The following is a 20,024-nucleotide window of genomic DNA, read 5'->3' as shown; positions in this document are numbered from 1 at the left end:
CACGTCACACTCACCATCTTACCTCTTTACCCCCAGGCTATCCAGCCATTGTTGGTAGCGGCGGGCGTTTTTCTTGTGCTCGGCGAAGGTGGCGGCAAAATCGGAGTAGCCACTACCCCCAGGACGGGCGCAGAAGAACAGGTAATCGTGTTGGGTGGGCTTCAGCACGGCATCAAGACTCTGGCGGTTGGCGGAGGTGATGGGCCCCGGCGGCAGACCTTTGTGCTTGTAAGTGTTATAGGGTGAGTCTACCAGCTTGTCCCGGTTCAGCACCCGCCGTACTCCGAAGTTGCCGATGGCCCAAAGCAGGGTCGGATCAGCTTGCAGGCGCATACCGCGGCGGAGGCGGTTGAGGTAGGTGCCCGCAATTAGGGGCTTGTCTTCTTTCTTGGCCGTTTCACGCTGCACAATGCTGGCCAGTACATGCACCTCCGTTGGCGAGAGGCCCAGCGAATCGGCACGGCGGCGGCGCTCTGTCGTCCAGAAACGACGGTGAGTGGCGGCGGCAGAATCCAGAAATTGCGGGGCCGAGGTATTCCACAGAAACCGGTAAGGCCCCGGCAGAAACAGCGTCAGAATAGTGGTGGTATCAAGTTGGTAGCGGCGCTGGAGGTAGGCGTTATCTTGTAGCAACCGCCGCAGCCGCACAGAATCGGTTTCCAGCTGGCGGGCTACCTGCCGGGCCAGTTGAGGTTTGTATTTGAAAGCATCAAGCGTGAATGCTACCGTGTCTTGCTCGCCCTGGGCCAGCATCGTCAGCAATCCGGAGTTGCTTAAGCCGGGCTTCAGGAGGTATCGGCCAGGCCGCACCTGCTCAGGGTAATTGCGCCAGCGGGCTACCTGCTCAAACGTGCCAAAGTCGTGCAACAACTCATATTTGCGCAATGAGTCCAACACGGCTGCGTAGCCGGTTCCAGTGCGAATGTACAGGTAGGCTGGCCCAAAAGCCGAGTAGCGCACATTGGGCTTCCAGAGCACATACCAAGCTCCTCCTAGTCCGCCCAACAGCACAACCAACCCCAGTAAAGCGGGCACCAAGAGCCGACGAAAAATAGAACGAGAAGCAGCAGTCAAAGGCGGGAATAGTCTGTTCGTTAGTTTGATTAGATGCCGCCTACTCAGTCCGACGCCGAGGACGCCTGACCGGTTGGCTTCGTGCTGATGCCCGCCAAGGGTTTACCGACCGTGAAGGGGGTAGGCGGGTTTGTATGGGCGGCGCTGGCGTCGGACCCAACAGACGTTAGAGTTTCGCGCCTACCCTCCGTTTACCAAAGCAGCCACCGCGGCTTCCAACTCTTGCTGGCGCTGGCGGCGTTCTACTTCTACGGGGGCAGCGGCCCGCACCTCACAGTTTGGGATGGTGCACCGCTCACAGGTTTCGTTTACTTCCCGCTGCACAATGACCGGATCATCGAGAAAGCGGACCTTCTGGCGCAAATTATCATCGCAGAGCAGGCCTACGGTGACACTCACTGCGGGCTCGTTGGCCGCCCCGGCCCGGGCCACTGTCAGGCAGAGGTATTCGTCGTTGTTGGGGTAGCGCGAGCGTTGGGCGCCCAACGTGTAGTTAGGGGCCGTGGTAGCAGGCTGCTGGCGCAGTTCGGCAATCATACGCAGGGAAATCCAGCGGCGGCAATAGTGCTCGTGGAGCTCGTTGCCGTGAGGGTTGTGCAGGCGCGAGAGGTGCAACTCTTTGGTCAGCTTGTAACCAGCCGAAGCGTTGGCCTGATCGAAACGCAGGAAAAACAGGCTTTGGATTCCGAAGTGGCGCGGCAGCAGGTTGGTGATGCGCTGCATAAACATCTCCGGCGATACATCATACTTGGCCAGCAGTTCTAGCAGCAAAGCGGGCTCCCATTTCCGGGCCGTAAAGAAACGGGTGAGGTCGCGCACCAACATTTCTTCTTCCATCAGGAGCGCGCCCGCGAAGTAGGAGGCTTTGAAGTTGTTGAGCACTTCTTCAAAAGAACGTACCGGAAACGAGGCATTCACGTAGGGCCGCTCCCGCAGATTGAGGTAGTTAAACGCTACCTCCCGCCCCAGCACAAACCCTTCTTGCGCCCCGCTCATGCCGGGGCGCAGCAACAACCGACGAGTTTTAGGCTGAAACACGGAGCGCAGGCGCCCGAGGTGGGCGTACTCGTCTAGGCCGGTACGGTCAATGGTGTAGCCGTATTTCTCCACCAGCACGCGCTCTAGTTGGCTACGGTCGAGGGGAGCGGCGGCCGGGAGCTTGTGCTCTACCATGAAGGTGCGCACGTCCTGCTCTAGCTCCTCGAAATAGTTGTCGTGCATTTCTTGAAAAGAGCGCAGCGCAGCCAGGAAAAAGTGTTCCTGGCGCATTTCATAGTTGCGCGCTATTTCGAAAAGGGTGCTGATGAAGGCGTTCATCTTGGCCGGCGCATCGGCAATAAGCTCCACAATGCGCAGCGGGTCCAGCCCAAACATATCAAGCGGGAACTCCTTGAGCAGATCCGACTGCAGCAGCTCCGAAATAGGCTCCAGCCGGCGGCTCAGCGTCAAGGACGTCAGTTGGTCGTAGCTTACGCCCAGCACTTTGCTTAGGCTGAGAATCTTATCGGCTTTAGGATACTTCTTGCCCTTCTCAATCTCATTGAGGTAGGAAACCGAGACATCGCAGGCACGGGCCAGCTCCGCAGGGGTGTAGCCGCGCTCCTGGCGCAGCTCCCGCAGTTTCAGTCCAAAAATCAACCGGACAACCTGACCGTGACTTAGCATACCTGTGAATACATTAAAAGGGTGCGGCAAAAAGCGCCAAAGCACTCAGCCAACGCCTATACGTAGCCTAACCGCTTTGGTAACCGAAGGTCTGATTGCTGCTTTCGGCTCCAGTTCACTCCGGTTAAGCCCCGGAGCAAGCACATTTTACATCAAAAACCTGCAAATCTAGGCGTATAAGCGCACTTAAAGAAATCAGCAAATATTTGCTCTAGGGTAAAATTCGCTTGGTGGGCAACCAGCTACCCCCAAGTTGTAAGAGAGGGAGTTTACGCTCCATTAATTGGTTTCAGGACCTTGAGGCACCAGATAGACGTAAGTACTAGCTATTTTTACGCCGTGTAGCGCACAATCACCACCTACTAAACCAGCACTGCCGCCCTAGCCGGCAGCCGGAACAGGCTCAATTTTCATAGCGGAATTCGGTCAGGTCACCAACCCGTTTCTCGAAAGCTGACACCATGCACAACAACAAAGGCGCTCTGAATGAGCGCCTTTGTTGTTGTGTCAACAGCCTGTTGAGGTGCCACCTACATCCGCTAAATCATTCTAGACTAGTGGCGCTATCTTTCCCTCGCGAAACACCGGCACCAAGTGATACTCGTCTTGTCGCATGCAGAACTCCATGTCTTTGTGAGCCTCCAGATGATTCAGGCGGCGCACATGCGAGGACTTAAGCAGGTAGGAAGCGGCATCGGGTTGGGCAGCCTGCCAGAGGTCGAGGGCGGCCAGGGTAGCGTCAGAGTCGGTGGTGTTGAACTCAGCCTGCAGACGAGCGGCCAGGGCGCCCCCGAACAAGGTATCTTCAAGGCAGAAATTACCTTTCCAGCCGGCGCAGACCACCACTACATCTTTACCCTGCTTCCGCAGGTAATCCGCTACGGCCCCAATGTTCAGGAAAGCGCCCACCACAATATCATCGGCATCGGCAGAAAGGTGCAGGGCGCGGGTGCCGTTGGTAGTGGTGATGGCCACGGCGCGGCCGTGCACGGGTACTACCCCATCGAGGTAGCCGAACGGCGAGTTCCCCAGGTCTACACCTTCTGCCTGCCGGCCGTCGCGCTCAGCGGCGGTCAGGTACCCCTCAACCGATAGCGCCCGGCAAGCTTCCAGCTCACTGAACGGCACCATATGCGTTACGCCCTGAGCCAGTGCCGTAACAATGGAGGAAGTAGCCCGCAGAATATCCACTACCACCGCTACCCGGCCTTGCAGGTTAAAGAGGGGGAGCAGTTCGGGCGAAAAACAGATGTCAAAAGTGGGCATAATTGGGGTACCGGCAGGTAGTTGCCGGCTAAGGGGGTAGCAGGTTCAAACGGAGGGTTGCTACTTGTTGAGCAATGAAAACGCAGTTGCCAGTCGCCACATCACTATTGGCAACTGGCAACTAATAATTGGCAACCGCCTACGCTTCCTCAGTACCTTTCACAAAAGGCAGCTTCACGACGGTAGCGGGCAGCTGCTTGCCGCGCACTTGCACGAAAATTTTGCTACCTGGCGTGCTCAATTCAGTTTTCACGTAGCCCAAGCCAATGCCTTTGCTTAGGCTCGGCGACTGGGTGCCGCTGGTTACGTCCCCGATTTTTTCACCGGCTTCGTTTACCAGCTCGTAGTGGCCACGCGGAATGCCAGGGCCATCCATCAGGAAGCCCACCAGCTTGCGCTCCACGCCGGCGTCCTTCTGCTTTTTCAGATTATCGGCGTTGGTGAAGTCTTTGGTGAACTTGGTAATCCAGCCCAGGCCGGCTTCCAGCGGCGAGGTTTCGTCGGTGATGTCGTTGCCATAGAGGCAGTAGCCCATTTCCAGGCGCAGCGTGTCGCGGGCACCCAGACCAATGGGCTTCAGGCCGTGCGGCTGGCCAGCTTCCATAATTTTCTCCCACACCTGCTGAGCATGCTCGTTGGGCACGTACAGTTCAAAGCCACCCGCCCCGGTGTAGCCGGTAGCTGAGATGATAACATCGGGCGCGCCGGCGAAGGTGCCTTGCACGAAAGAGTAGTAAGGAATGCTGCTCAGGTCAGTTTCGGTCAGGGGCTGCAACGCGGCAATGGCCTTAGGCCCCTGCACCGCAAACAGGCTAATGTCGTCGGACACGTTCTGCAGCTCGGCGCCATCCTGGTTGAACTGCTGAATCCAGTTCCAGTCTTTCTCGATGTTGGAGGCGTTAACTACCAGCAGATAGTCTTCCTCGCCCAGCATGTACACCAGCAAATCGTCCACGATGCCGCCTTCCTGGTTAGGCAGGCAGCTGTACTGCGCTTTACCGGGCGTGAGCTTGCTGGCATCGTTGGAGGTTACGCGCTGAATCAGGGGTAGGGCCTGCGGGCCACGCACCCGAAACTCGCCCATGTGCGACACATCGAAAATGCCCACGGCGCGGCGCACGGTATGGTGCTCGTCGAGGTCAGAGGAGTAGCGCACGGGCATGTTGTAGCCCGCGAAAGGCACCATTTTGGCACCTAGCTGCTGGTGCACATCATTCAGCGGAACGGTTTTGAGCGTTTCGGACATAGGGTGGTAGGTGGAATTTCAATTACGTGAGTAAAGTGGCCATACCTCGCGGCCCGCACACCGTACAGATGGTTTGCTACTGCTGAGTAGTTGGCAGGGCGAAAGTAGCCAATTATGACCGGCTGCACTGTGGGTTTGGTTATCTTTGCAGGGTAGACTTCTGCCAAAGACGGGCACAACGCAGTGGCAGCTTTTCCGCCTACCTCGCCTGTTGCCGCTACCCTCTTACTGGCCTCTCCCTCCCCCTCGCATGAACCACGACCTGAAACAGGATTTCGAATCGGCATCCGTTAAGCATCTGCTGTTCAAATCGAAGCTGCGTTCTTTCCTGTACGGCAATGGCACCAGCGAAGGTCCAATCCGCGACCCGCAAGCCTGTATTTTTGGGCAGTGGATTACTAACCGAGCCCTCACCGACTATGGCCACCTACCCGAAAGCCGAGAGTTGGATCGGGTGCACACCCAGATTCATCTGGAGGCCAACCGCCTCATGGACCTGCACCAGAGTGGCCACCAGGAAGAAGCCATTGCGGGCTTGAGCGAAATCAACAAGATGGCCAACCGAATCACAGAGCTGTTGCGTACGATGGAAGAAAAACTCCGCGCCGGCCGGTAGCTGCCCTGCATGAAGCTAAAAATATCGACGAAACTCTTTGCCGGCTTTGTGGCCATCTCGCTGCTATTTGCGGGGGTAGTGGCTATTAATTACCAGCTTTCCAGGGCGGTGCTGCGCAACTCGCAGCGGGTTGAGCGCTCCACGCGCATTACAGGGGAAGCCACTACCCTGCTGCGCAACATCATTGATATGGAAACCGGGTTTCGGGGCTATCTGCTCATCGGCAACGAAATCGTGCTCGACCCCTATTATGCCGGCGAACGAAACTTGCTGGGCCGCTTTGCCGAGCTGCGCAACGAGTTGACCGTAGGCACGCCCCAATACGAGCGAATGGTACGGGCGCAACAGCTGTTTCAGCAGTGGGCCGCCTTCTCGCACCTGCTCATTAGTGAGAAGCGGGAGGCACTGCGTCGCAACCCCGAGCAGATGGGCCTCAACGGGCTAGAACACCGCAACCTCACTACCGATCTGACGGGCAAAAACCTGATGGATCAGATTCGGGTCCTGTTCGCGGCTTTTGAAAAGGTAGAGACAGAAACCCGCATCAAGCAGCGCATTAAGCTGCGCGACAGTATTCGGGAAACCCGCATTCTGTCGGTGAGCATTACGCTATCCACTATTTTCCTGGGGCTGCTATACGCCTCCTACCTGGTGCGGCAGCTCTCACGCCGGATTGGCAGCATGGTTAGCCAAGCCCAGCGCATTGCGGCCGGCAACTACACGGCTCAGGTGCGTGACAAGGAGCAGGACGAGATGCGGGAGTTGGCTGACTCGCTCAATACCATGACCGATACCATCAACACCAACATCCGGCAGTTGGAAAAGCGCAATCAGGAGCTCGACCAGTTTGCCTACGTGGTGTCGCATGATTTGAAGGCTCCGCTACGTGGTATTGAAACGGCTTCGCGGTGGATTGAGGAAGACATGGGCAAAGACTTGCCTGAGCACATTCGGGAGTTTCTGAAGCTGATGCGTACCCGCGTCCGGCGCATGGAAAGCCTGATTACTGGTATTCTGGACCTCTCGCGGGTGGGCCGCACGCTCCAAGCCGACGAGCCGGTGTTCGTGCGGCAGCTGCTGCGCGAAATCATCGACTCCTTGGAATTGCCCACCGGCTTTGAGGTAGAGCTGCCCTTTTACCTGCCTACCCTGCTCACCAACCGCGTGCAGTTGCAGCAGGTATTTACCAACCTGATCAGCAACGCCCTCAAATATCACCACCAACCTGAACATGGCAATGTGCGCATTGGGTGCATAGAGGGCCCGCAGTTTTACACCTTCTCCGTATCAGATGACGGCCCCGGCATTGCGCCAGAATACCACGAGCGGATTTTCGTCATTTTCCAGACCCTTACCGAGCGCGACACGCTGGAGAGTACGGGGGTAGGCCTGGCTATTGTAAAGAAAATTGTGGAAGGGCAGGGCGGCACCATCCGCGTTGAATCCGTTGAGGGTCAGGGAGCATCTTTCATCTTTACCTGGCCCAAAGAGCCGGTTCGGCGAGCTGAAAATAAGACGGTGCCGTCAGCTACTTCCGCCGTTGTGCGTTAATTGCCGTATAAACTCCGTGTAAATACGGCTGCCATATAGGCAACTACTGCTCTTCTTGCTATGGCTTCTGCTACCGAACACCCCAGCATTCTGCTCGTCGAAGACGACCAACTCGATATCATGAACGTGCAGCGCGAACTGCGCAAGCACAATGTGGATGTGCCCCTTTACATTGCACGCAACGGCCGCGAGGCCCTGAATATGCTGCGCGGCGAAGGCGGACAGGCACCCATTCCGAAGCCTAGCGTGGTAATGCTCGACCTGAACATGCCCCGTATGAACGGTCTGGAACTGCTTTCCACCCTGCGCTCTGACCCCGAGTTTGTGGGTCTCAACGTTTTCATCACCACTACTTCCGACCTGGAAACCGACCGCCTTAAAGCCCAGGACCTAGCCGTTAGTGGCTATATCATTAAACCTCTCAGCTTTGATAGTTTCGGCGAGGGCGGTACCACCGTTGATGGCTTCAGCCTTTTCCTCGATTTGCTGCGGCTGAAGGAATAACGAGTCAATAGCCTCGTTTTAACAACCCTTACTCAAGCCACAAGCCCCTACTTCTTATTTAGAGGTAGGGGCTTGTGGCTTGAATAAAGGCAGGCAATTCATCTAAAAATTTTGCCTAGTAGCCCTACCCCTTATAGCAGCCGAAAACCCATGCGGTGGTGTTCAGTAGGGCCAAAGTCGCGGATGGCGGCGCGGTGGGCAGTGGTAGGATAGCCAGCGTTTTGCTCCCAGCCATATTCCGGGTACTCCAGGGCCAGCTCTCGCATCCGCTCATCGCGGAAGGTTTTGGCTAACACTGAGGCAGCGGCAATGGAACGGTACACAGCATCGCCGCCAATGATGCAGGTATGGGGTAGGGAAGCGTGGGGCCGGAACCGGTTGCCATCTACCAACAAATGAGTTGGGAGTGGCCGCAACTGATCGGCGGCGCGGTGCATAGCCAGGTAGCTTGCCTGGGCAATGTTGATGCTGGCAATTTCTTGCGGTGAGGCCTCCGCTACGGCCCAGGCAATGGCTTCCTGGCATATTTCAGCGCGTACCTGCTCGCGCCGTTTGGCCGTCATCTGCTTAGAGTCGTTGAGGTAGCGCGGCGCAAAATCGGGCGGCAGAATAACGGCGGCGGCAAAAACGGGACCGGCCAGGCAGCCGCGGCCGGCTTCGTCGAGGCCAGCTTCCAGCGGCTCGCCAGTGTGAGAGGCTAGTAACATAGCCCGCAAAAGTACGTGCTGTCGGCAGCTCCTACCCCATCCTTAACCGCCAAACCCTTTGAAAATGGGAAAAGCCTCCGCAGTGGCCGAAGCACCTGCGGAGGCTTTTCTAGGGGATAATCAAAAGCTACTTTACTACGCTCATCGAGCGTGCGGCATGTTTATTTGTGGCTGCCAGCAGCGGAGCCAGCATCAGGACCGGCCGATTCGCCACGACGGAAACCCTGCTTGTCACGGGGACCTTCGTCAATGGAGTCGTCCTCGTCTGTAGTAATGTACACGTTAGTAACCGGGCCAAGGCCGCCGGTTTTCTCTGCCAGCTCCGACTCGGCCTGGGCATGCTTCAGATTGAATAGAGGATCGCCGGCTTGGGGCTGAGATGCTTGGTTTTTCGGTTGGTTAGCCATAAAAAGAAAAGCATCGGTCGGGAAATGAACGGCCGATTACGCTTTCCTACGCAGGCTAGAAGGCTGAGGTTAGCCTCACTTGCCTACAGGATTCGGGCTGCTACCCCTGAGAAAATAAAAAAGCCACTGCCTGAGGCAGTGGCTTTTTCCGTCGCATTGACCGGCAAATATCATTCATCCACCCTACTCCTTTTGCCGGCGGTCAACACTTCGCGGTACGAGCCTTCCTTTCCATAAACCCTACGCGCGCTGGTTAATTACTAAGTCAAAGGTAAGGCGGCCCTTAGCCTGCGTGCTGCATTATTGGATTAACGGCAGGCCTTACCCGGCCAACTACGCTTTCTGACCGGCGAGAGAGAAAGCACCGTGGGCAAACCGCCCTGTGTCCTACCTTTGCTGCTGTCACTTAGCCTTTCTTATACCCCGTATGGCCGCTACCTCTGCCCCCGAAGTTGATGAAAACCACAACCCATGGCAACGCCTGAGCTCCGAACTGAAATATCAAAATCCATGGATTCGGGTGCGCGAAGACCAGATTATCAACCCCGCCGGCAACCCCGGAGTTTATGGGGTGGTGTCAATGAAAAATAAGGCCTTGGGCATCGTTCCGGTTGATGAAGAAGGCAATACCTGGCTAGTAGGGCAGTACCGCTATGCGCTCAGCGAATACAGCTGGGAAATTCCGATGGGCGGCGGCCCTATTGAGCTAGACATTTTGGAATCGGCGCAGCGAGAGTTACGGGAAGAAACCGGTCTGCTGGCTACCCACTGGACTAACATGATGCGCTTGCACACCTCTAACTCCGTCACGGATGAGGAAGGCTTCGTGTTCCTGGCCCAGGGTCTGACTCAGGGCGAAGTAGAGCCTGAAGAAACCGAAGACTTGCGCCTGTGGAAGCTCCCACTGGCCCAGGCTGTAGAGCTGGTGATGGAAAGCCGAATTACTGACGCCATCAGTGTGGCTGGGTTGCTGAAAGCCGCCCGTTTGCTGGGCATCTAGAATTAGGTAAGAGCGGTTTTAGGCCCGGCTATCATCTGGTTTTCGGTGGTTGCGGCGCAGCCTGAGCCGCCCTTACGTGTAGGGCGCTTCTTACATTCCCCGTACTTTTGCACCTATGTCGCGCTTACTTCGCTTTATCGGCCACCGATTGTACACCACTTGGGCTACGTTCTGGTTTGTAATGCCGTTTGTGCTGACGTATCCGCTGCAACTCATACTGAGCCGCCGCCCGCAGTGGCACCGCTATCTGCACGCCCTGAACCGCAACTGGAGCAAGCTCTTTATCCAGATGTGGGGCATGCCGGTAGAAACCGTCTGGAAGAATCGACTGCCTGCCAATCAGCCCTGCGTGTACATCGCCAACCATAGCTCCTATATTGATATTCCGCTGCTGTTCCGCACCATTCCGGGCTGGCTGAATATCATGGGGAAAAGCTCTTTGGCGAAAGTACCGGTGTGGGGCCCCATCTTTGGCCGCGTTTACATCACGGTGGACCGCGAAAGCGCTGTGAGCCGGGGCCGCGCCATGGTGCAGGCCCGGCGCACTCTGGAGGCAGGTCGTTCCGTCATTATTTTTCCGGAAGGCGCTATTTCTAAAACGCCCGGGCAGCAGTTGGAGCCGTTTAAAGACGGAGCGTTTCAGCTGGCCATTGCCGCCGGGGTGCCTCTGGTGCCGGTTACCATGCCTCTGAACCACCGCTTCATGCCCGATGTTGAGGGCCTGCGGGTACGCTACTCGCCGCTGGCTATTATCGTACATGAGCCCATCCCGACAACTGGCCTTACCGCTGCCGATGCACCGGCCCTGAAGCAACGTGCGTATGAGGTCATTGCTAGTGCGCTTCGGCCCGAAGCGGGTGGCATTCCGGAAGCCAGTACCTGGCGGCGCCCTGCTCCACAGCCAGAGCAGCCGCCATTGGTTAAGCAAAGCCGCTAAGTAGGCGCATCTACCTTCACATTTTCATCTTCACATTTCTTTTTCCTGTGAGCACCGACCTTGCTACCCTCCGCGGGCTGGCCCACTTGGCCCGCCTCGAATTCGACGATACCAAAGAGCAGCAGATGCTCGGCGACCTAAATAAGATTCTGGACTGGGTGGATCAGCTCCGCCAGCTCGATACCACTGATGTGGAGCCCCTCGTGCACTTGTCACAGGAAATTAACGTACTGCGCCCCGATGAGCCGCAGAATACCGTAAGCCACCAAGATGGCTTGCGTAACGCTCCGCGCAAAGATTCGGACTACTTCCGCGTACCTAAAGTACTGGACTAACCACTGGTGCCTGCTCCTGCTACCCCCGCCGTTTCGCCGCGCTCCAGTTGGTGGTGCGGCCCACTTCTGCTGCTTGCCCTGTGCGCTATATTTGCTGTGGCCGCAGCCGGCTGGCACTATTTTACCGCTGCCGATGCCGTGCTGCCGGTGCGGCCCGTGGCCCAACTAACGCCCGTACCTACTACGGTAGCTACTGTGCGAATAGGCCTGGAGGCCCGGCCGGTACAAGCCAACACGTATCTGGTTACGCAGACGTATGACGTGGCCGGTCCGTTTCTGCGCTCTGAGGCAGCGTTTGCCTTGGTAGGTCTGCTGGGGGTAGGTCTTGCATACTTTTTAGGGGTAGTAAGTGGTTTCGCTCGACCGGCTTTCGTAGCCGGAATGGCCTTGGTCATCTTCCTGCTAATGTCGTTGAACGCCGACTTGCTGGGCGTGTTCAATGCCGAACAGCAGTATTTCCTGGTGCTAGCCTTAGCGGTGCTGGGGCTGCCGGCCTACTACTTCCACGCGTTCCGGCCCGACATTGGGTTTGAGAAACGCCTGCTGGTATTCGGTGTGCTGGTTGCGGGGCTAGGTCTACTGCTGTTTACTCAAAGCCCCAATCCGGCAGAGGTGACGGCCTTGCACTTAAGTGGCTTCTTCACAGTAAGTGGGGCGGTAGCCTTTGCGCTGCTGGTTTTGTGGGTGGCCTTCGAGAATGTGTACGGTCTGCTATGGCTGAATACGCAGGCTGAAACGCCGGCCGGCCGGTTTGGACGGCTGCCATTTATACTAGCCAGCAGCCTGTACCTGGGCACCCTTTTTCTGTATTACTGGAATAACGGCGAGGTAGAAATATTCCCTGGCTGGCAATTTGATCCGCTGGTGCTTCTGCTTCCAGCAGTCCTAATCAGCTGGCTCGGACTGCGGCGCCGGGCAACTACCTACCAGGCGTGGGTTCCCTACCAACCTGGTATGATGCACCTGTATTTGGTGCTCGTACTAGTGGCCGCTGGTGCTCTTGGCTATGCTTTGGCCACCGCCAACGACCCACTTCTGCTGGCTGCCCGCGACTTTACGGCCGTGGCTTTTCTGGCGGTGGGGTTTGCTTTCTTACTCTACGTGCTGCTGAACTTTGGTCCACTGCTTCGGCAGAAATTGCCAGTGCACCGGGTAGTGTATGAGCCCCGCCGTTTCCCTTTCTATGCCATGTATGGGCTAGGTATTGGATTGCTGGGGCTGGTGCTGCTGCGCAATCAGTTCATCATTGCCGATCAGGTAAAAGCCGGCTATTACAACAACCTGGGCGACCTTGCCCGTCTGCAAAGCGAGCTAACCCCCGACGATCTATCCCAAGCCTTGTTAGCGGAACGCTACTATGCCGAAAGTGACGTGCTAGACCAGCACAACCACAAGGCCAGCTTGGGACGGGCCGCTTTGTACCGCTTCCGGCAGCAGCGGCAAAACGAAATCAACATCCTGCGCCGGGCCCTGAGCCGGAGGCCGTCCGAGCGCATTTCTCTGCGCTTGGCTGCGCTTTATAACGAACCGCGCGACTTCTTTGACCGGCTTGCTATCCTGCGTGAAGCGCTAAAAGCGGCTCCTCGTAGCGCCCGCCTCAACGGCGACCTAGCCCAGCTGTACACCCGCGCCGCCCTCCCCGACTCAGTAGCTCTCTACCAGAGCCGGGCCCAGGCTGCGGATGCCGATGACGTGGTGCTGCAGGCCAACCATCTCGCCTACCTCATTCGGCAGCAGCAGTGGTCAGAGGCAAACAAGCTGGCTCAAGCGGCCTTGGCGTCTGACAACGATGCGCTGCGCAGCAATGCCTTGCTGCTAAACCGCTTCACGAATAAAGCAGTCAGCCCCTCTCCCCTGCCCGATACCGCAGTGGCTCTTACGCCCGCCAGCTTTGCGCATCTGTACCATGATGGGCTGAACCGCGCCCTGCGCCATGATACAACTCTGCTCCAACTGCTGCCCTACCTAGCTGCTCACGCTGAAAACGGCTCTTATCTTGATCAGCTGAATTTCCTGCGGGCCTTTACGCAGCATTACGGCGGACGCCCGGTAGCGGCCCAAACTACCATCCTACCCCTTGCCACTGGCTCAGGTCCCGCGACTGGCTACTACCAACAGCTCCAGGGATTGTGGCTGCTCGACCAGCACTTGCCTGCCCCAGCAGCTGGCCGCCTGACGGAAGCGCGCCAAAACGGAGTGCCTAGTGCTACCCTAGCTGCGGCCTACGCGCTGGCTCTAAGCAACCAGCCCGACTCCGCCCGACGGGTGGCGCGCCAAGCAGCTACCGGCTCTGACCTGGCTTCTATTCAGCCCGCCCGGCGGTTACTGGCCATTCTGGAGCCTGATTTCCGTACATATTCTGCCCAGGCACCTGACTCCTTACAGGTTCAGTATCTGGTTGTGCGCGGTGACGAGTTGCCCGCGACAGAATTATTGCCTGCTGCCCAGCGAATTGCTACCCCCTCGCTTCGCACGGAAGCCCTTCTAGCACAGTTGCCCCGGGCTATTCAGGCAGGCCAGCTTCCAGCTGCTCAGCAGGTGCTGGCGCAATTTGCGCCGGCAGTTAACGCTCCAAGCGCTTCTCGCTGGAACGTGGTACGGGGTGAGGCCTATGCCCAAAGCAAGCAGTGGCCGGCGCTTCGTCAGTTGGTAGCACAGGGGCGTTTCGAAGGATTTGACCGGTTTTACCAGCTTTATTTCAGGGCCGCCTTGGCCGAGGCCGCTAAGCAAGACAAACAGGCCGAGCAACTGTATACCCAATTGGTCCGGGAGGCTCCTTTTGTGGAGAATGGGGTAGTGGCAGCAGCAGGTTTTTACAGTGGTCGGCGCAACTTCTCAGCCGCTTACAACACCCTACTCCGGGGCATCGAATACAACCCAGAATCGGCGGTTTTACTGAAGGCTTATGTACTATCATCAGTTCCTGTTGGACTTACTGAATATGCAGAAGCACCACTTGCCCACCTGGGTGCATTGCTTTCCCCAGCAGATTACGCTACCTTTCGTACAGAGTACGCGGCTCGTCGGGCAGCTTACGCCTCAGCCACTGCTCCCTGGAACTAACCTGGCCTTCCTTTCTGGTTATGCTGCATCCTGTTATCGAAACCACTGATATTTCCAAAGTTTACCGCATGGGAACTGAGGAAATTCACGCGCTCCAATCGGTGTCCATTACCATTCAGCGCGGCGAGTACGTGGCGTTTATGGGCCCTTCAGGATCCGGCAAATCCACCCTCATGAACATTGTGGGTTGCCTAGATACTCCTTCCGGCGGGCGCTACATCCTCAATGGTAAGGATGTAAGCAACATGACTGATAACCAGCTAGCCGACGTACGGAACCGGGAAATTGGCTTTGTATTTCAGTCTTTCAACCTACTGCCCCGCGCCACTGCCCTCGATAACGTGGCCCTACCCCTCATTTATGCAGGGTATGGCAAGAGCGAGCGGCAGGAAATGGCCCGCGAAGCCCTGCGCAATGTGGGCCTTGCTGAGCGTGCCATGCACAAGCCCAATGAGCTGAGCGGTGGCCAGCGGCAGCGCGTAGCTATTGCCCGGGCGCTGGTCAACAACCCCAGCATCATTCTTGCCGACGAACCAACCGGCGCCCTCGACACCCGCACCAGCCACGAAATCATGGAGCTGTTTGAGGCTTTGTACGTGCGAGGCAACACCATCATTATGGTAACCCACGAAGAGGACATTGCCCGGCATGCGCACCGCATCGTACGCCTGCGCGACGGTCTGATTGAATCGGATGTGGAGAATACCGACTTGGCTACGCACCAACTCGCCGACCACTAGCCACAAGCGGCACTTGGTCCTGGGCAGAGGGGTAACATTTCGGGCTGGTTGTTGGTAGTTCAACTTTCCTTTCCACTGTTTTTGCCTCGCTATTGAAAATCTACACCAAAACCGGCGACCAGGGCCTTACCTCGCTTATTGGCGGGACGCGCGTGCCCAAATCCAGCCTTCGTATTGAGTGCTACGGCACAGTTGATGAGCTAAATTCCTACTTGGGCTTGGTGCGCGACCAGGAAGTAAATGTCAGTCGTCGCGGCCTTCTCAAAGAAATTCAGGACCGGCTTTTCACCATTGGCGCCTCCCTGGCTTCTGACCCCGAGAAGTCCAAGATGAAGATTCCGGACCTGCATGCGGAAGACATTACCTTGCTGGAGCAGGAAATGGACCGCATGAACGAGGGCTTGCCCGAGTTGCGGGTATTCATTCTGCCCGGCGGCCACCAGTCAGTTTCTTTTGCTCACGTAGCTCGTTGCGTGTGTCGGCGGGCTGAGCGGCTGGTTATCCAGTTGCGCGAAGACTCCTTCGTGGCTGATTTGGTGGTAATGTATCTGAACCGCTTATCTGATTTTCTCTTTGTGCTCAGCCGCCAAATGGCGCACGAGCTGCAAGCTGAAGAAGTGAAGTGGGAGCCGCGCATGTGACCCGCTGCTCTTGGCTAAACTAACAAGTGTTCGGAAGAAATTCTGCACCTTTACTTCACATTCGTTCTTATCTGCTGTTCCCTCCCGCCCCAGCACAAATGGCTTTAGCCCGTTTTAGGCTCCAAGCTCATCTTGTGTATTTGTTACCCTTTTCCCACCCCACTCCTCATGCTTGCTACCCTATCCATTCCTACGCAGCGGACTTCCGCTTCGCGGCTAGCTGAAGTTGATTTCGATCAGCTTGAGTTTGGCAAAACGTTTTCTGACCACATGCTGGTGGTAGATTACCACAACGGCGAGTGGCAGGAGCCCCAGATTCTGCCATACGGCGATATGCCTGTTAGTCCGGCCAACTCAGCCCTCCACTACGGCCAGGCCATTTTTGAAGGCATGAAGGCCTACAAAAATCAGCAGAACGAAATCTTCATCTTTCGTCCCTACGACAACCTCAACCGCCTGAACCTTTCCGCTGAGCGGATGTGCATGCCCGCCGTGCCCGAGGAAATCTTCATGCAGGGTCTGAGCCAGTTGATCCGGCTGGATGCGGAGTGGGTGCCCAACTTCCCAGGTAGCGCGCTTTATATCCGCCCGTTCATGTTTGCAACGGATGGTCTGCTGGGTGTGCGTCCTTCCGAATCTTACCGCTTCATGATTATTACCTGCCCGGTCGGTCTGTACTATAACAAGCCGCTGCGGGTACGTTTCGAGGAGAAATATGTGCGCTCAGCTGAGGGCGGCGCGGGATTTGCAAAGAACGCGGGTAACTACGGTGCGGCCATGTACCCCACCAAGCTAGCTCAGCAAGAGGGCTACAACCAACTCATCTGGACTGACGCTTCGGAACACAAGTATGTGGAGGAGTCAGGTACCATGAATGCCATGTTTGTTATCAACAACCGCGTTGTTACGCCGGCCCTCAGCACTTCTATTCTAGACGGCATCACCCGGCGGAGCGTGCTGCAGCTGGCCCGCGACTGGGGCATGACTGTAGAAGAGCGGAAAGTATCTGCCTTGGAAATTCTGGCTGCCCAAGCCAATGGCACTTTGCAGGAAGCTTTTGGGGTAGGCACCGCGGCCACCATTGCTCCTATTGCAGTTATTGGCTACCAGGGTCAGGATTACACCCTCCCTACTCCTCCAGCCGATGCCTTCTCCCACCGCGTATCCGCTGCGCTTGCAGCTATTCGCAGCGGCGAAGCACCAGATACCCACGAGTGGATGGTGCGCATCTAAACGCCTACCTCCTGCTTACCGCAAAACAAACGGACGATGCCTTATGGCGTCGTCCGTTTGTTTTTCACTCTAATTTCCCCGAAGGCCCTACCCTACTTATTTATGCTGACCTTTGTCAGGCCACAGCAGTGAAATTGGGCTGAGCATATTCTCGTTTTATCATTCATTCTTTTTTCCATGACCCACGACCAGGTGAAGGAATTGAAGGGCCGCGCTGAGGCCCTGAGGAGGTATCTTTGACTACGATGCCCGAAAAGCTCAAGTAGTCGAAACTGAGCAGCAAACCACCGCCCCTGGCTTCTGGGACGACTCGAAGAAAGCAGAGGCCACTATGAAGGAAATCAAGTCCATCAAAGTATGGACGGATGATTACGAAGCCGTCGAGAAGCTTGTCGGCGACGTGGAGGTTCTCTACGACTTCTATCGTGAAGGCGAGGTAGAGGAGGCGGAAATGCAGCAGGAATTTGAGGCCGCTCAACAGGCAGTGGAACAGCTCGAATTCAAACGCATGCTCTCCGACGAGGAAGATCAGTTATCGGCCATCCTGGATATTAATCCCGGTGCTGGTGGTACTGAAAGCCAGGACTGGGCCGAGATGCTCATGCGCATGTACATCATGTGGGGCGAAAAACACGGCTTTACGGTACGGCAGGTTAGCTATCAACCTGGTGAAGGAGCCGGCATCAAGTCGGCCTCGCTGGAAATTGATGGACCCTTTGCCTATGGCTACCTGAAAAGCGAAATTGGGGTACACCGCCTCGTACGCATTTCGCCCTTTGACAGCAGCGGCCGCCGTCATACCTCGTTTGCCTCTGTATTCGCCTACCCTGTTGTCGATGACACCATCGATATTCAGATTAACCCGGCCGACATTTCCTGGGATACGTTCCGCGCTGGTGGGGCAGGCGGACAGAACGTGAACAAGGTAGAAACAGCCGTGCGCCTTACCCACGCCCCATCCGGCATCATCATCGCTGTTCAGATTGAACGGAGCCAGCTGATGAATAAGGAACACGCCTTACGCATGCTCAAGTCTCGTCTCTACCAGATAGAGCTGGATAAGCGCAACGAAGCGCGTGCCGCAGTAGAAGCCGGCAAAAAGCGCATTGATTTCGGCTCCCAGATCCGTAACTACGTGCTCCATCCCTACAAACTCATCAAAGACCTCCGCACCGGCATCGAGCGCACCGATGTGCAAAATGTGCTGGATGGAGACCTTGATGAGTATATCAAAGGCTATTTGATGCAGAGTTAGTGGCGTTGTTGTATCTGTTGATATGATGTTTTACAAAAATCAAAGGGCTGCCTAATTAGGCAGCCCTTTGATTTTATCTAATCTGGGTTAGTTAGTCTACTACGTCCCAGAATATTTTGTTATACTGATTAATTCCTCCAGGAACATTTGCTGAGTTAGTACTGAGTTCATTTAGAGGGTACAACAATCGAGTAGGCAACTTATCCGGACGAGCAGATGCTGACTGGATAGAAGCTGGAAAACGGGGTAAGCCAGTACGCCGATAGTCATCCCAAGCTTCAACGCTTGCAATTGAGTTCAATGCCAAGTACTTCTGATAAATAATGATAGCTTGCTTACCTAGGTTGCCATTGGTTGCCGCCTCATCAAAATTTACCAAAGGGTTCTTAGCGTTACTACCATTAGCATCAGTAGTAGATATAAACGTGTTATACTGAGCAACACCCGGGGTCGCTGTAGTTACAGCATCAAGTGTTGTAGCATTAATTTCTCCTAATGAAGCGCTAGCGGGACGGTAGAAGTAAACGAACGACGCTTTAACAGCATTTAAATAATCTGTTTTAGCAGTAGCATCACCACCATCGAAGAGACCACGAGTTTCAGCCTCTGCCTTGTTGAATAGATGCTCAGATAACAACATTAGAGGCGTGGGTGCAGTTAAGCCTTTGAATATACCGCCAGGAGTTGCCGCACCAGGAGTAGTAGTTTCTGCCCCACGGAAGCGTGAGGCTTGGCGCGTAGTAGCTGTAGCTGTACCTGTAGCAGGAGGCGATGCTTCTCCCAGCACACCACCTACGTACTCGCGAACCGTCGCACCATTGACAACACGAGCGCCCATCGTATACAACTGAGAAACACGTGGGTCGTTGTTGTTAACATATTGATCAAGTACATACTGAGTAGGGACTTGATAGTTACGCTCAGTAGCAGAGGTGCCAGCTACCGTATAAGCATAACGATTGAACAGCGGGTTTTGCTGATTAGAGTTTGGCGCATAACCAGGCTGAACTACTACATCGGAAGTGATAAATCCATCTGGAGCAGTTTGTAGAGCTTTTAATTGAGTATTAACATCAGAGTCAATAGCAGAATTACCAGTCTGAGACTCACGTAGTAAGATACGCAGCTTCAAGCTATTAGCAAACTGCTTCCATTTAGTCATGTTGCCAGCAAACACTATATCCTCAGTGCTTACCAAACGCGCAGTTTGATCCTTAGCGGCAGCATCAATATCAGTGATTGCACCCGATAGCTGCACCAATAGGTCTTTATAGATATCTGCAGCTTTGTCATATTTAGGAGTCACATTACCTTGGCCCTGCAGAGCTTGAGAATATGGTATGTCACCATACTGATCAACCAACAACAAAAAGTTGTAGGCTTTCATAATACGGGCGATAGCGGCGTGATTAGGGTAACCACTGGCAATACCACGAGTCTGAATAATATTATAGTCGTTCAGATTATCGTAAGTATTATCAAACAAGCCTGCATAATATGAAGTAGAATAGTTATAAGTCTGCTCTTCTCCATAACCGCTAACTGTATTAGTCTTAGTCCAATAGCCTGCAACCCAACTAGCATAACTATTGTAACTGGGGTTGTTGCCAGTATAGTTAGCTGCTGTGGTACTCAATGCCTGAGCTAATACAACGTCTGGCGTTACTGTTGACTCCCTGAAGGCATTAGGATTCTCGTTTATATCGAGAAAATTATCGCAACTGGTTGTAGCAGCTGTAAGTGCGGCCGCAAACAGAACTCGTGGTAAGATTTTCATGGATATT

The 20,024-nt window shown here is 55.5% G+C and carries 18 protein-coding genes; 11 read left to right on the top strand and 7 right to left on the bottom strand.

What is annotated here, in order from left to right:
- Positions 1–18 precede the first annotated feature (18 nt).
- From mltG to gcvT, 4 genes are all read right to left on the bottom strand, one after another.
- The gene (gene mltG / locus DNI29_RS05785) at positions 19–1,074 is read right to left on the bottom strand and encodes an endolytic transglycosylase MltG (protein WP_162303521.1); all 1,056 of its coding nucleotides are present in this window, start codon (positions 1,072–1,074) and stop codon (positions 19–21) included.
- A 180-nt stretch (positions 1,075–1,254) separates the two neighbouring features.
- Positions 1,255–2,712 carry a helix-turn-helix domain-containing protein gene (locus DNI29_RS05780; RefSeq protein WP_238388008.1) on the bottom strand — a complete coding sequence of 486 codons (1,458 nt, stop codon included), beginning with the start codon at positions 2,710–2,712 and terminating at the stop codon, positions 1,255–1,257.
- Between the two features lie 576 nt (positions 2,713–3,288).
- Positions 3,289–4,005 carry a 2-phosphosulfolactate phosphatase gene (locus DNI29_RS05775; RefSeq protein WP_110977083.1) on the bottom strand — a complete coding sequence of 239 codons (717 nt, stop codon included), beginning with the start codon at positions 4,003–4,005 and terminating at the stop codon, positions 3,289–3,291.
- A 139-nt stretch (positions 4,006–4,144) separates the two neighbouring features.
- Positions 4,145–5,251: a glycine cleavage system aminomethyltransferase GcvT gene (gene gcvT / locus DNI29_RS05770; protein WP_110977082.1), complete on the bottom strand. Its 1,107-nt coding sequence runs from the start codon at positions 5,249–5,251 to the stop codon at positions 4,145–4,147.
- Between the two features lie 250 nt (positions 5,252–5,501).
- Here gcvT and DNI29_RS05765 point away from each other — a divergent pair, with 250 nt between their 5' ends.
- The 3 genes from DNI29_RS05765 to DNI29_RS05755 are packed head-to-tail and all read left to right on the top strand — an operon-like array spanning position 5,502 to position 7,922.
- A complete protein-coding gene (locus tag DNI29_RS05765; RefSeq protein WP_110977081.1) occupies positions 5,502–5,867 on the top strand; it encodes a CZB domain-containing protein in 366 nt (121 codons plus the stop codon).
- A 9-nt stretch (positions 5,868–5,876) separates the two neighbouring features.
- Positions 5,877–7,418, top strand: coding sequence for a sensor histidine kinase (locus tag DNI29_RS05760; RefSeq protein ID WP_110977080.1), 1,542 nt, complete (start codon positions 5,877–5,879; stop codon positions 7,416–7,418).
- A gap of 60 nt (positions 7,419–7,478) precedes the next feature.
- Positions 7,479–7,922 carry a response regulator gene (locus DNI29_RS05755; protein WP_110977079.1) on the top strand — a complete coding sequence of 148 codons (444 nt, stop codon included), beginning with the start codon at positions 7,479–7,481 and terminating at the stop codon, positions 7,920–7,922.
- Positions 7,923–8,053: 131 nt separating this feature from the next.
- Here DNI29_RS05755 and rnhB read toward each other — a convergent pair whose 3' ends face one another.
- Both rnhB and DNI29_RS05745 read right to left on the bottom strand, forming a co-directional pair.
- Positions 8,054–8,629: a ribonuclease HII gene (gene rnhB / locus DNI29_RS05750; protein ID WP_110977078.1), complete on the bottom strand. Its 576-nt coding sequence runs from the start codon at positions 8,627–8,629 to the stop codon at positions 8,054–8,056.
- 161 nt (positions 8,630–8,790) lie between these two features.
- Positions 8,791–9,036, bottom strand: coding sequence for a hypothetical protein (locus DNI29_RS05745; protein WP_110977077.1), 246 nt, complete (start codon positions 9,034–9,036; stop codon positions 8,791–8,793).
- A gap of 427 nt (positions 9,037–9,463) precedes the next feature.
- On the opposite strand from DNI29_RS05745, the gene DNI29_RS05740 reads away from it, so the two are divergent.
- From DNI29_RS05740 to prfB, 8 genes are all read left to right on the top strand, one after another.
- Positions 9,464–10,036, top strand: a complete 573-nt coding sequence (locus DNI29_RS05740; protein WP_110977076.1) for an NUDIX domain-containing protein — start codon at positions 9,464–9,466, stop codon at positions 10,034–10,036.
- A gap of 115 nt (positions 10,037–10,151) precedes the next feature.
- Positions 10,152–10,973, top strand: coding sequence for a lysophospholipid acyltransferase family protein (locus tag DNI29_RS05735; RefSeq protein ID WP_238388007.1), 822 nt, complete (start codon positions 10,152–10,154; stop codon positions 10,971–10,973).
- Between the two features lie 47 nt (positions 10,974–11,020).
- Entirely contained in the window at positions 11,021–11,308 is a 288-nt protein-coding gene (gene gatC, locus DNI29_RS05730) for an Asp-tRNA(Asn)/Glu-tRNA(Gln) amidotransferase subunit GatC (protein WP_110977075.1), read from the top strand.
- 6 nt (positions 11,309–11,314) lie between these two features.
- Positions 11,315–14,371: a hypothetical protein gene (locus DNI29_RS05725; protein WP_123823086.1), complete on the top strand. Its 3,057-nt coding sequence runs from the start codon at positions 11,315–11,317 to the stop codon at positions 14,369–14,371.
- Positions 14,372–14,391: 20 nt separating this feature from the next.
- Complete coding sequence (locus DNI29_RS05720) at positions 14,392–15,111, top strand: ABC transporter ATP-binding protein (RefSeq protein ID WP_110977073.1); 720 nt, start codon at positions 14,392–14,394, stop codon at positions 15,109–15,111.
- Positions 15,112–15,203: 92 nt separating this feature from the next.
- Positions 15,204–15,752: a cob(I)yrinic acid a,c-diamide adenosyltransferase gene (locus DNI29_RS05715; RefSeq protein ID WP_110977072.1), complete on the top strand. Its 549-nt coding sequence runs from the start codon at positions 15,204–15,206 to the stop codon at positions 15,750–15,752.
- A 168-nt stretch (positions 15,753–15,920) separates the two neighbouring features.
- Positions 15,921–16,985, top strand: a complete 1,065-nt coding sequence (locus DNI29_RS05710) for a branched-chain amino acid aminotransferase (protein WP_110977071.1) — start codon at positions 15,921–15,923, stop codon at positions 16,983–16,985.
- Between the two features lie 177 nt (positions 16,986–17,162).
- Positions 17,163–18,240 (top strand): peptide chain release factor 2 gene (gene prfB, locus DNI29_RS05705; RefSeq protein ID WP_110977070.1). Its coding sequence is split into 2 segments (ribosomal slippage): positions 17,163–17,222 and positions 17,224–18,240, totalling 1,077 coding nucleotides; the frame shifts between segments, so codons are not numbered across the junction.
- 91 nt (positions 18,241–18,331) lie between these two features.
- On the opposite strand, the gene DNI29_RS05700 is transcribed toward prfB, so the two are convergent.
- Positions 18,332–20,017 (bottom strand): SusD/RagB family nutrient-binding outer membrane lipoprotein, encoded by a 1,686-nt coding sequence (locus DNI29_RS05700; RefSeq protein WP_110977069.1) that lies wholly within the window; start codon positions 20,015–20,017, stop codon positions 18,332–18,334.
- Between the last annotated feature and the right edge of the window lie 7 nt (positions 20,018–20,024).

The sequence above is a fragment of the Hymenobacter sediminis genome (genome assembly GCF_003231285.1).
Lineage (GTDB): Bacteria > Bacteroidota > Bacteroidia > Cytophagales > Hymenobacteraceae > Hymenobacter > Hymenobacter sediminis.
The sequence above is the reverse complement of the archived record's forward strand: the minus strand, read 5'-3'. Positions and strand labels throughout refer to the sequence as shown.

Bases quoted from the DNA above. Each gene is read 5' to 3' on its own strand.
- DNI29_RS05720 (WP_110977073.1), top strand. From the start codon at position 14,392: ATGCTGCATCCTGTTATCGAAACCACTGATATTTCCAAAGTTTACCGC.
- rnhB (WP_110977078.1), bottom strand. From the start codon at position 8,629: ATGTTACTAGCCTCTCACACTGGCGAGCCGCTGGAAGCTGGCCTCGAC.
- DNI29_RS05735 (WP_238388007.1), top strand. From the start codon at position 10,152: ATGTCGCGCTTACTTCGCTTTATCGGCCACCGATTGTACACCACTTGG.
- DNI29_RS05700 (WP_110977069.1), bottom strand. From the start codon at position 20,017: ATGAAAATCTTACCACGAGTTCTGTTTGCGGCCGCACTTACAGCTGCT.
- gcvT (WP_110977082.1), bottom strand. From the start codon at position 5,251: ATGTCCGAAACGCTCAAAACCGTTCCGCTGAATGATGTGCACCAGCAG.
- DNI29_RS05745 (WP_110977077.1), bottom strand. From the start codon at position 9,036: ATGGCTAACCAACCGAAAAACCAAGCATCTCAGCCCCAAGCCGGCGAT.
- DNI29_RS05775 (WP_110977083.1), bottom strand. From the start codon at position 4,005: ATGCCCACTTTTGACATCTGTTTTTCGCCCGAACTGCTCCCCCTCTTT.
- DNI29_RS05740 (WP_110977076.1), top strand. From the start codon at position 9,464: ATGGCCGCTACCTCTGCCCCCGAAGTTGATGAAAACCACAACCCATGG.
- DNI29_RS05760 (WP_110977080.1), top strand. From the start codon at position 5,877: ATGAAGCTAAAAATATCGACGAAACTCTTTGCCGGCTTTGTGGCCATC.
- DNI29_RS05755 (WP_110977079.1), top strand. From the start codon at position 7,479: ATGGCTTCTGCTACCGAACACCCCAGCATTCTGCTCGTCGAAGACGAC.
- DNI29_RS05710 (WP_110977071.1), top strand. From the start codon at position 15,921: ATGCTTGCTACCCTATCCATTCCTACGCAGCGGACTTCCGCTTCGCGG.
- DNI29_RS05765 (WP_110977081.1), top strand. From the start codon at position 5,502: ATGAACCACGACCTGAAACAGGATTTCGAATCGGCATCCGTTAAGCAT.